At 42.5% G+C, this 13,019-nt stretch carries 5 protein-coding genes; 4 read left to right on the forward strand and 1 reads right to left on the reverse strand.

All coding sequences use genetic code 11. The features are described 5' to 3' along the window. Positions 1–21: 21 nt before the first annotated feature. Entirely contained in the window at positions 22–1,464 is a 1,443-nt protein-coding gene (locus LX69_RS14755; protein WP_111445080.1) for an IS4 family transposase, read from the reverse strand. A gap of 113 nt (positions 1,465–1,577) precedes the next feature. Between LX69_RS14755 and LX69_RS14760 the strand changes: the two genes are divergently transcribed. The 4 genes from LX69_RS14760 to LX69_RS14780 all read left to right on the forward strand — a co-directional run bounded on the left by LX69_RS14760 (position 1,578) and on the right by LX69_RS14780 (position 13,016). Beyond that, positions 1,578–5,543 (forward strand): hybrid sensor histidine kinase/response regulator transcription factor, encoded by a 3,966-nt coding sequence (locus LX69_RS14760; RefSeq protein ID WP_262509766.1) that lies wholly within the window; start codon positions 1,578–1,580, stop codon positions 5,541–5,543. 497 nt (positions 5,544–6,040) lie between these two features. Continuing rightward, on the forward strand, positions 6,041–6,793 hold the full coding sequence (locus LX69_RS14765) for a hypothetical protein (protein ID WP_111446820.1): 753 nt from the start codon (positions 6,041–6,043) through the stop codon (positions 6,791–6,793). Between the two features lie 503 nt (positions 6,794–7,296). Beyond that, positions 7,297–9,198 (forward strand): glycosyl hydrolase family 8, encoded by a 1,902-nt coding sequence (locus LX69_RS14770; RefSeq protein ID WP_111446821.1) that lies wholly within the window; start codon positions 7,297–7,299, stop codon positions 9,196–9,198. Positions 9,199–9,890: 692 nt separating this feature from the next. After that, on the forward strand, positions 9,891–13,016 hold the full coding sequence (locus tag LX69_RS14780) for a SusC/RagA family TonB-linked outer membrane protein (RefSeq protein WP_111446823.1): 3,126 nt from the start codon (positions 9,891–9,893) through the stop codon (positions 13,014–13,016). The last annotated feature ends 3 nt before the right edge of the window (positions 13,017–13,019 follow it).

Here is a 13,019-nt window from a genome sequence, read left to right on the forward strand (position 1 = left end):
ATTCAACTTTCGCAAGCTCTGTCAACCTGCCTGTAATAGGCTGTTGAGATTTAAGTATCTTGTAAGTTTATCATTTTCAGCAAATAATTTTTCCATTAACAATTCGATTTCGACATTAAACATTTCGGACAATTCACTCAATATCTCCGTGATTATTAGCCATACCTGCTCGGCAATGGTTAGTTTTAGGGCATCTTTCTGTGATGCTCTAAATAGTTCACCGAGTGTTTCATAGTCATTGACCCGCTTAATGACCGAAAGAATGTTATATTGAACCATACAAAGCGTCGTCGATGCAATTTGTGCATCAAAATCCTGCGACTGGCATTTACCCAAGCCAAGGTGCTGCTTGCTTTCTTTGAAAAAAACCTCCACAGACCAGCGAGTCGAGTAGATTTTATACGCTTGTTCGAAAGTTAGTTCTGTATTGGTGGTCATCATGCCATTCCAGTTGCCTTTGTGGGAGGCTTTACAAAAAAAGAGCTTTACGCGAACCCCTTTAAAGTCAACAATGGTTTCAGCGTAATAGTAACCGATAAGCTTAGAACGTTTGGTCTTTTTCTTACGCCGCAGTAAATCAATGATTTCTTTCGATGTCAGGCTTTTGCCGAAGGCCTCATATCGAGTTTTTCCCATTTTGATCATGCCAATGAAGTGGCAGCCGATACGGCGAGTAACAATGAATTTGATCAATTCAAAACAGGTAAACCAACTGTCAGTAAGCACATAATCAAAGCGAATGCCTTTGGTGATAGCCAAGCGAATCATCTTGATCATGGACTCAATTTTACTCAAATGGTAGTCGTTGACGCGTTCACTTCCCATGCTCGTCTTGTGTCGTTTCTTTGCGTATTGCTTTTTGATTTGGATCGGGGTGAATCCATAAGGTTTGCTTTGATTTTTACCCTTCTCGCCATGCAAACTAAAGTCAAGAGAGAAGAAGCTCTTTCCATCGTGATACCCCATGAAAAGCCCTTTAAACCCGATATTAAACGTATGGCTTACGTGCGAATAAATTCTGCTAATCAACTCAATCTTGCGACCAGTCTTGGGCAAATCAGTATCATCGAAAATCAAACAGGTCGGGTTTAAATTTGTCGAATCCGTACTTTTCTGCACCTTACGTATCAATTGCATATTCAGGCTATATGCCAAATTACGCCAGTTGATGGAGGAATCGTTCAGGAGTCGATAAAATACATCTTTACCGCAGTATAGAATACGGCTTAAACCGGAATTCGAATAATGCCATGATGTTTTAACTTCAAAAAAAGGAAACAACAGCAATAAAGCAAGTTTTCCGTGATTGGTGTACTTATGATTACAGGCTTGTGAAAACCCAAATTTTGTATCCGAAAATGTCAATGAACGTATCGTGGTAAAAATTGTATCCATCGCTTTTTCACTTGAAGTAAAAAAGCCATTAATCTCTGAAAGTATTACAGTATCTTTAAACCGCAGCATAATCGTTTGGGATTGTTTGGCGACATAAAGATACTGAATATCAGGATCTTAACCAAATTATTGTGCTGCTTTTTTGTTGTAAATCAGTCATATATCGTACTTGCGAAAGTTGAATCAATTATAAAAGTGAGCCAGGCAATGAACGATCGCTTTTTTCCAATTGGGTCAATAGTTTGTTTTTCGACAAGGATGGGGTTTTGTGGGTGGGAACATCTAAGGGGGTGAATGTGTATGACCAACGGCGCGACGATTTTATCCGCCGACATGATTTGCCGTTGCTGAATATTTATCGGATTGCACAGGATAGGCATGGTAACATGTTGTTTGGATCACACAATTTATATGTCGAGAGGGCGAAAGGGACACCCAAAGTTCTGGAGTTTTTTCCCGATGACAACCGCCCCAATTCTATTAGTCACGGGCTGGTGAATTGCATTTTTATTGACAGTAAAAACAATGTTTGGATAGGGACGCAGCATGGCCTGAATTTGTTTAATGTTGAGATGGGCATTTTTAAGCGAATTTATGAGATGCCCGGTGATGAACGCAGTTTGTTAGGCAATCAAATTCATTCCATTGCCGAGGACAGTCTGCATCGGTTGTGGGTGGGTACGTCCAAAGGGCTAAATATGCTCGATTTGGATCAGAATGAGATTACATTTAAGCGCTTTGCGCATCAAAAAAACGATGTCACTTCTTTGTCGGGCGGGACTGTTTTGTCGATTTATTGTGATTCGCAATCACGCTTGTGGGTGGGGACGCAAAATGGCGGCGTTAATTTGTTGCATGAAGATGGGAATGGATGTTTTTGGTTTCAGCGATTTGCAACCCCCATTGATAACTTGTCACCAACCACGATTGCTTATCAATCGATTCAAACCATTTTTGAAGATCGACAGGGTAACCTCTGGTTTGGTACTTATGCGGCCGGGGTTTGTGTGAGTTATGCGGCTGAAAAACGGTTTGTGAAGGTGTCGACGGCCGTGAATCAGGGAGCCTCTCTTAGTAATAACCATGTGAATACATTTTTGGAGGATGGATCAGCTGTGTGGATTGGGACGGAGTGGGGGCTTAACAGGTATGATACGATAACGGGGCGTTCGGAAAAATTCATTTTTCGGGAGGGGGAACCTCATGGCTTGTTGTCCAATTCCATTTGGGCGTTGGCCAAAGATCGTCGGGGACGGATGTGGATTGGTACCTGGGGTGGTGGATTGAGTTATTATGATTTAAAGGGTGGGCGGTTTGTAAACCTGATGGACGAGGCTGTGCGACAGCATGTCAATTGTCAGAACGTGTTTTCAATTTTGGTAGACGATGATGACAATTTATGGCTCGGAACCATGGGGGGCGGGTTGGTGCATTATGACGTGGCAAAGAATCGTTTTACCGCCTATGAGCTTTCAAATTCCCATATTGCCACCAATTATGTGGAAGCTGTGGTGCCTTGGTCCGATGACGTATTGTTGTTGGCCAATATTAATGGGATTTCGGTATTTCGTAAGTCCGACAGGCAGTTTAGTCCGTTGTTATTGCCCGAGTCAATGCAGATTGATTTGCGCGGGGTTTATGTTTATTGCATGTTGAAAGACCGAACCGGTTGTTTGTGGATGGGAACCGAGGTTGGTTTGTTTGTGTTAAATTCCGATTGGAGTCAGGGATTCCGTTATACGGTCGCCGATGGTTTGCCCAACAATTCGGTCAAGAGTATTGAGGAAGATGATGAAGGGTATCTTTGGCTGGGAACCAACAATGGGCTCTCGCGTGTCGATGCCGGATGTGGTGACACGCGTTGTCGCTTTACCAATTATACCGTTGGTGATGGTTTGCAGGGCAAGGAATTTAACCGGCGTTCGGTGATGAAGACCTCAAGGGGGGGGCTTTATTTTGGAGGTATTCATGGTATGAACCGTTTCATGCCTTCTGACATCCGATCTAATCCTTATGTGCCACCGGTGGTGATTACCGATTTGTTTTTTCATCACGAACCGGTTTTGGTGGGGGGTGAAGGTTCTCCATTGATGGCTCAAATGTCGTTGACCGATACTGTGGTTCTGCAGTCCAATCAGAATCATTTTGGGTTTGGTTTTGCGGCACTGAACTTTGTGTCGTCGGGGCATAATCAATTTGCATATCGGTTAGAAGGCTTGGATCAGCAATGGAACGAGGTCGGGGAACATCGCGAAGTCAATTACACCAATGTGAGCCCCGGGGAGTATCGCTTTCAGGTGCGGGCTGCCAATAACGACGGCTTGTGGAACGATACCCCTGCCAGTGTGCATGTGATTGTTTTGCCTCCCTGGTGGCGAACGAATGTTGCGTATGCCATCTACGGTTTGATGGTGCTGTTGTTGATTTATCTGTTTCGCCGTTATTCGCTTATTGAGGCCAATCGTAAGCACGAATTGATTGTAGATCAGTTTAATCACATGAAGGATAAGGAGGTGAGTCAGGCCAAGTTTGATTTCTTTACCCATTTGTCACACGAAATTCGTACCCCCTTGTCGTTGATCAAGGCGCCCATTGATGATTTGGTACACGACGAGCGGGTTGCCCCGGAGGTGAAGGAGCGGGTGATGCCTGCTTATCGTAACACGCGGCGGTTGGTGATGTTGATTGATCAGCTGCTCAATTTTCGTAAGGTTGAGGAGGGGCAGGAACGATTGAATGCCTCGTATGTCAATGTCATCGATATGGTGGGGCAGGTGGTGGAGGCTTTTATGTATAAGTCGTCGGGGAAATCTGGTCGCATTGTTTTAGACGCTAACGAGGCCGAGCTTCACGCTTGGTTGGATGCCGATAAGATGATGATTGTGTTGTATAACTTGCTTTCAAATGCACTCAAATACAGTGGTGATGACAATATGGTGACGGTTTCTGTGGGGCGTGAAGGCGATGTGAAGGGGCGGTTTGAAGGGATGCAAAGCAAGGATGCTGCTCGGCACTGGGAACGGGTCGTGATTCGAGTTGCCGATAAGGGCATTGGTATTCCTGCCGAGGTATTACCCTTGGTTTTTAATCCTTACTACAGGGGTGATCATCACATGCATCGGGAAATGGCAAAAGGAACAGGCATTGGGTTGAGTCTGGCCAAGAAGTATGTTGAGTTGCATGCCGGTGTTATTTCCGTGCAAAGTGAGCTGGGCAAAGGGAGCATTTTTGAAGTGAATTTTCCTGCAGAAGCAAATCGTCCCGAAGGGGCGCAGGCATTTTTAAAAACGAACACGCCTGTGGAGTTCGTGTTTGGAGGAGATTTCACTCCCGGGGTGACGGATATTTACTCTTCTCACACGTCTGCGACAGGGCGGTCGTTGGTATTGTTAATTGAAGATCATCCTGAGTTACTCGATTATTTGTGCCAACAGTTGATGGCATATTATCAGGTGGTTGCGGTGGGCACGGGCGAAGAAGGGCTGCAGAAAGCCCGAGAGCTAAACCCCGATTTGGTGGTGACCGATGTGATGTTACCCGGGATGGATGGTTTTGCCCTGACGCAGGCGCTTAAGGGGGATATTCTCACCAGTCATATCCCCATTGTGATGCTTACGGCCAAAGGGTACGACGAACATCACTTGCAGGGTGTTCAGAGTGGTGCCGATGCCTATCTGACCAAGCCTTTCTCAATGCCAATCCTTTTCTCGTATATCCGTAATATTTTAGAATCAGGCGAACGTCTCAAGTCCAAATACCGTCAGAAACTCGTTGTTGAACCCTCTGGCATGTCGGTCAATCATGTCGATCAGGAGTTTCTTTCAAAATTGCTGGCCGTGATGAAGGATCAGATGGGTAACCCGGAGTTTGACGTGCAGGAGTTGTGTGATGAAATGCACGTGAGCTATCGTACCATGGCTCGAAAAATTAAGGCATTGACCGATTTGACGGCCACTGAGTTTATTCGGTCATTGCGATTGAAACATGCCGCAGGTTTATTGGCCAATGGAGCCCTTAATGTATCGGAAGTGAGCCAGTTGTCGGGATTTAATGATCCTGCTTATTTTAGTCGATGTTTTCAGAAAGAATTTGGCGTTTCTCCGTCAAATTACGGGACAAATAGCCCATTGGCAGGCATGTCCAAATAGTTGGCAGATGTGTCCAAGCTGCCAATAGTGCGTTTATATAGATTTGTGAAGATTCATTTACAATTATTCACACGTGAATCATTGTTGTGCAAATTTGAAATCTCAACCAAAGGAAATTTATGAAACGTACTTTTGCCATTCCGTTATTAATGCGAATTCAACGAAAGTTGCCGAACTCTAATTCTAAGAGTAAAATATTTCGCTGGCAATACTATTCTTAAAATCACAAAAAAGATCAGGCTAATTAAAGCTGCCTGTTACGCAAAGCAACCAACTTTTACATCACCGTAATTAGTGGCGATTATGGTTTTTTTGAAGCAGCTTTTTAGTCGATGCTTTAATTGTGAGTATTGAATATATCCATGTCAATTTCTTCCATGTCAATTAATTCAGACTTTGGGTATTTTATTTACATCGAAAACTTTTGTGATATTATGCTTTTATAGCGCCTGATAGGTTATCTATAATTAATTATTAATCATTAACAAATTACTTACATGAAAAAACAACTATTCATTTTCGCTTTTGCAGTTTGTGGCCTTAATGTGTTTTCACAAACAACTTTTACCGTAGAAAACTTCGAAGCCAAAGCCTTGAACGAAGATTTACCAATGAGAGAGTGGAATGCTGGAGACGGAACAGCAATCGTAAAAGCCAATCCGACTGATGCAGCTCAGAAATCGGCTTTAATAGTTACGAGTAACTATGACGCACACCTAAAAATTAATGTAACCCTACCTGTCGGCAAAAATTTGACTGATTACAACAAAATCAAGTTTGACATCTATTTGAATCAAGAACATCCTTTAGACGACTATAAGAAGATGATGGTGTATGCAGGTAATGATGTTATATATCAAGATGCAGACTATACTATACAAGCACCAATTGCAACATGGACTACCAAAGAGTATACATTATCAAATTTGAAGGCGATCAACACTTTTGATTTGGATTTGGGTATAACTACTGATAAAGGAAATTACTACATCGACAATATCGTACTGGTTCAGAAAAGTGCAACTGCATTAAGCGAAGTTGAAGCAGAGACTTTTAGCGCAACTGTTTCATCAAATACAATTGAGTTATCTCAAGTGGCTAGTTCTTTAATGGTGTTTGATATCACCGGCCAAATGTTAGTAAGTGCCGAAAACACAAGCTCTGTTGAGGTTTCATTGCGAGACGGTTCAGTCTATGTAATAAAAGCAGTAGTTAACGGTAGATTACAAACAGTTAAGATTGTTAAATAATCTCGACTAATTAGATTTAAAATACAGTCATTCTATTCATCCATTTGAGATAACAAATGGATGAATAGAATATAAAAATACCTGCAAATAATAAGTGTGAAACATTAATTCTACTCCCAAGGAATTATTCTAAACTTAGTTATTCTCATCGAAAATCAGGTTTAATATATGCGAAGTGTTGGTTTGTTGTTACTTGTTACATCAATGTGAAGTGTCAATTTAAACGATTTACATTGAATATATTAAAGTAAGGTATACGCTGATGACGGCGAATGCGATATCAACAAGATGCGACGTGCAATGATCGGGAGATAACGTAATTCATATACACAGTTCTGTCGCAGGAATGTGCATTGTCAAAAAGGTTGTGAATGACGAGACTGTTACCCGCAAAATCATGAAATAGATTTAAAATATATTAGTAGAATGCTGCCTAGTTATCATGCTATCAGTGTTTTGATTGTTATTAATTATATTATTATACTACATATTACAATGCAATTATGATGAAATTAATTTTATTGACGTGTTTATTGCTCATCGGAGCACCCTCATTTGCTGTTGACTTTACCGTGCAGACAGAATCAATGACTTGTAGTGGTCCTTATGCTGGAAAAATAACGAATCCATTTGAAGGAATTGCACTTTATGCCAATAATGATGCAGGCACGATCACTCAAAACATCACAAATATGCCAGGTGTTTTTGATGTTGAACTAAGAGGCGCATCAAACAATAATAATAATGCCACGGTTAGTTTGTTGCTTGATGGAACCGAAATAGCCACTTTTACCTACAACTCTACAGTAGCCACAACTATCAAAAAATCAATTGAATTAGCGGGTGCTGCAGGCAATCACGATTTAAAACTTTTGATGAAAACGGATAATGGCGCTAGCGACATCTATCTCGACTGGCTCGCTTTTACAAGAACGGGCAATATTCCCCCTCCGCCCGCACCTCCTGTAATCCCAGCTCGCGGTGCTGTCTATACAGGCAACTATCGCAACATGTTTCTGGAGGCTGGATACACACAAAATCAAATCGATACAAAGGTTAACAGTGTCTTTCAACAACTCTTTTATGGAACAGCTGATCAAAAGGTTTACTACGAAAAAGGAGTGGATGAAGCCTACATTTTAGATGTAAATAATAATGATGTGAGATCTGAAGGTCAATCGTATGGGATGATGATAGCCGTGCAAATGAATAAACAAACGGAGTTTGATAAACTTTGGAAATTTGCCAAAACAAATATGCAGCATCAAAGTGGCTATAGAGAAGGGTATTTTGCTTGGAAATGTAGTGCTACAGGCACAAAACTCGATGAAAATACCGCTTCGGATGGTGAAATGTATTTTGTAACAGCACTCTATTTTGCCTCAGTACGATTTGGCGACCATGGTGGTATCTTTAATTACAGAGCTGAAGCCGACGAAATTCTGACCAAAATCATGAACAAGGGGTGGCCTCATAATAGCATTCCAGGATCTGTGACTAATATGTTTAATCCTGATAAGCAGATATGTTTTGTCCCTTATGCAAGTTCCTCTGAGTTCACTGATCCATCTTACTATCTTCCCGGATTTTTAGATGTTTGGGCAATCATGGCAAAGGATAAAAAAGATTATTGGGCTGATGCTGCTAATGTGGCCCGTGATTTTTTACAGATCGTAGCTCATCCTAAAACCGGATTAACCCCTGATTATTCGAACTATAATGGAACTGTGAGAGGATCTTCGGAAACCGATAAATTTTCCAACGATGCGATGCGTGTAATTATGAATGTTGCATCAGACTACAGCTGGTTTAAAAAGGATGAGAGAGAGAAAGAGCTCTGTATGAGAATCCAGTCATTTTTTAAGACTCAAGGGATATACACTTACGTCACAAAATATGAGTTAGATGGCAGACCACAATCCGGATCCGTCGATCAGGCTGTGAGTTTGATGAGTTGCAATGCCGTTGGTTCGCTGGCCTCAACCGATGCTGTCGCATGGGAGTTTATCAAAGCTCTTTGGGATAGAGAACCCACAACAGGCCGATACCGCTATTATGATGGTATGCTGCAGATGCTCAGTATGTTGCATCTTTCAGGGCAATACAAAGCATGGGTGTCAAGTAATGCAACTGCAACATCTATTAAGTCAGATCGTTCGGCTAATTCGCTGTCGAACATTACGGTATTTCCCAACCCAACTTTCAACACAATAACACTCTCTGGATTAAAAGATGAAATCTATTCAATTCAGGTGTTTAATACTTTAGGTGTTTTGTATTTGGATAGAACGATAGATGGTGTCTCCAATAATACCCTATCCCTCGAGGATCTTCCTAAAGGAACCTATTTGGTTAAGATTAAAAACAATGATTCTCAAACCACAATTAAAGTTGTGAAGAAATAAAAATATTCATGGGGGATGACAGATATTTAATTTGTTATCTCCTATGAAACCACAAACCGGTCGGCCATCCTGCCTCTGTGTGCGATAAGCCAAAGAGGATCATGATAATGCCAATGTTTAATTTTCAAATTTGTGTTTGTGAAATAAATGAAATAGACGCATTGTGAATGAGTTAAATTGTTGAATATTTAAAATTATAGACATTGACGATGATGGAACTAAAGTTTGAATGACTCGCAATTTTCCAATTCAAGTATCTTTTTTTGTGACGAAAAGGCTTGTTCGGATCATCTTGCGATATAGCTTCACTTGCTCACAATATGGTTGCACAAAGGGTTGCAATGGCAATAAACCTTATGTACGCCAGTGTACTGGTTGTAGTCTCATTCATTCTTTTCTTCTTAGATGACTCCATGTATTTAGGAGTCGCACTTTTCTCTGAATTTGTTTTTGTTTTTGTTTTTGTTTTTGATGCCAATGGGCATGACGCTTTTTTCTGTCGGGGGTAACCCCGGCAGTTAAAAAGGCGGGCTGCTTTGTATTGTCTCATTATTGATGAAGGTTATGGGTGTTAGTGAGCATATTTACAATGAGATAGGCTTTGTTTTTTAGGTGATGAACCGTGTATAATCAAAATTCAAATGATAATCAGTGTGTTTTATTATTTAATTATTAATTAACGATTGAGGACTATGAAAAAAAGAAGTCTGATTTTAATTGTTGCAATGATGTTGGCATTCACCGCCTTCGCCCAAAAGCGGATTTCGGGGGTGGTCGTCGACACGCAAAAAGATCCGCTGCCGGGTGTGTCGGTGGTCGAAAAGGGAACGCTTAACGGTATCGTGACCGATATCGATGGGAAGTTCACGTTGTCTGTTGCCGGAGACAATTCGGTAGTGGTGTTTTCGTTCGTAGGGATGAAAAACCAGGAAATCGCTGTTGGTGCCCAGTCGACCATTAATGTGGTGTTGGAATCTGACATGTCCGACCTCGATGAAGTGGTGGTGGTCGGTTATGGTGTTCAGAAAAAGAAGTTGGTCACCGGTGCCAACCTTTCGGTGAATGCCGATGAATTGCAACGCCAAAACTCAACGGAAGCTTTGGACGCGATTCAGTCCATCTCTCCGGGTGTGAACATCACTCAGGGATCGGGGATGCCCGGGGAAGGTTTTAAGGTGAACATTCGTGGTTTGGGAACCATTGGTAACTCAGCGCCATTGTATGTGATTGATGGGGTTGCCGGTGGTGACATCAACACGTTGAACCCTTCAGACATTGAGTCGATCGACGTATTGAAGGATGCTGCTTCGGCCGCCATTTATGGTGCGCGTGCTGCCAACGGGGTGATTTTAGTAACCACCAAAGGGGGGCGCAAAGGTCGTACCGTGGTGACATACGATGGGTTTTATGGTGTGCAGGATGCTGTAAAAATGCCTGGGTTGTTGAACGCCAAGCAATTTATGGAAATCTACAACGAAGAACGGGTTGTTTCCGGTAAAGCTCCTGTGGATTTTGCCACTGTGATTCCCGGGATCTATCAGGATGTTCAAAATGGATGGCAGGGAACCAACTGGATGGAAGAGATTCGCAACAAAAATGCCCCGATTCAAAACCACTCGCTCAACATTTCCGGAGGTTCTGAAACATCGGTTTTCGCGTTGGGTTTTTCATATTCTGCCCAAGAGGGTATTTTCGGAAAACCGGTTGAACCCAAACACGACCGTTACACCGTTCGTTTGAACAGCGATCACGTGCTTTATGAGAAAGACGGGATGGACGTGATTAAGATTGGTGAAACCATGACTTATAGTTTTCGTGATAAATCGGGGATTGCCATTGGTGGAATGTACTATAATGACATTCGCAATATGTTGCAAGGAAACCCGTTGGTACCTGTTTATAATAGTAATGGCGAGTATTTTGCCCGTGCTGATGTGAAAGCTTCCGGCCTCGAGGCTTTGTCATCGCGTTTATATAACCCTAAAGCTCAAATGGAATTGAACCGGGGGATGAACGAAACTCTGAATTATGATCTCAACAGCAGTGCTTATCTGCAAATTCAGCCCATGAAGGATTTGATTTTCAAGTCAAGCTTCGGGTATAAAATGAATGCCAATGCTTACCGTAGTTATCAGCCTGCTTTCGATTTGGCCGGAGATGCAACGTTTACCCCTGGACGAATTACTCAAACAGCTGGTAGTGGTTATAGCTGGACCATTGAAAATACATTGAGCTACAAGTTTAAGCTGGATCAACACGCTTTTGATGTGGTTGTGGGGCAGTCGGCCGAAAAATGGGGATATGGAAGCAAAATGGAAGCAACCAATGCCAATCCTACCTTCATCGGGTTTGATTATGCTTACCTTAACAATACTGACGGTTTGACCACTGGTGTTACCAACATTGGCGGACAACCGAACACTCAGGGTAACATGGCTTCTTTTTTTGGTCGTGTAAACTACAACTTTAACGAAAAGTATTTGCTGACTTTGGTAATGCGTGCTGATGGCTCTTCAAATTTTAATGAAGGCAAGCGCTGGGGGACATTCCCATCAGTTTCTGCCGGTTGGGTCATCACTGAAGAAGGTTTTATGGCCAACAATGGCGTGGTTGATTTCTTGAAACTGCGTGCCAGCTGGGGGCAAAACGGGAATGCCGATATTACAGCTTTGCAATACCTGAGTTTGATTGCTTTTGACCGTGAAAACAACTACACGTTTGGAAACGATCGTAATAAAATGCAATTGGGCGGTTATCCTGCTTTTATTCCGAACCCCTATGTGAGCTGGGAGACATCAGAACAGTTAAACATCGGTTTTGATGCCTATTTCTTAGGTTCAAGATTACAAACGGCGTTTGATTATTACACCAAAACTACCAAGGACTGGTTGGTACGTCCCACGCTGTCGGCGGTTCAGGGGCCACAAGGGGCTTTTGTGAATGCCGGTGAAATTATCAACAAAGGGATTGAATTGGCGCTGCGTTGGAACGATAATGTTGGTGCATTTAGTTATGGCGCACAGTTCAACATCTCGAAAAACGACAACGAGGTGACCAAAATGGGCGAAACAGATACGTTTCGTGAAAGTAACCCTAGCATCATCTCTCAGGGAACCGACCCAATATGGCGTGTCGAAAAAGGATATCCTGTGGGTTACTTCCGTGGTTATAAAACGGAGGGCATTTTCCAAAACGCAGCGCAAATTGCCAATTGGAAACATGGCTTTCTGCAAGAAAATCCACAGCCCGGTGACGTGATATTCTCTGATGTAAACGGTGATGGAAAGGTGAATACCGATGATAAAACCATGATTGGAAATCCACATCCTGACTTCCGCATCGGTTTTGGGGTCAACTTTGCCTATAAAGGTTTTGATTTCTCGTTGAGCGGGAAAGGAGCTTTTGGGCAGCAAATTCTTCAGTCGTATCGTTCGTTTGCCGATAACGAATTCCATAACTATACCACCGACATCCTGGGTCGTTGGCATGGAGAAGGGACTTCTAACAAAATTCCCCGCATGACCGCCGGTAACGGAACCAACCGTCTCAACATTTCAGAATTGTATATTGAGGATGGTGACTACATCAAAATTCAGAACGTGACCCTGGGATACGACTTTAAGAAATTGCTGCCCAAGTTGCCCATGTCGCAAGCTCGCTTGTATGTGGCCGGTCGTAACCTGTGGACTTTTACCGACTATTCGGGCATGGATCCTGAAGTGGGTTATGGCGATGACCAACCATTTGTGCAAGGTGTTGATTTGGGCTTTTACCCTTCGGCAAAAACCTATTTGGTGGGTCTTAATTTGAAATTCTAAGAA

Source organism: Breznakibacter xylanolyticus, from assembly GCF_003254275.1.
Lineage (GTDB): Bacteria > Bacteroidota > Bacteroidia > Bacteroidales > Marinilabiliaceae > Breznakibacter > Breznakibacter xylanolyticus.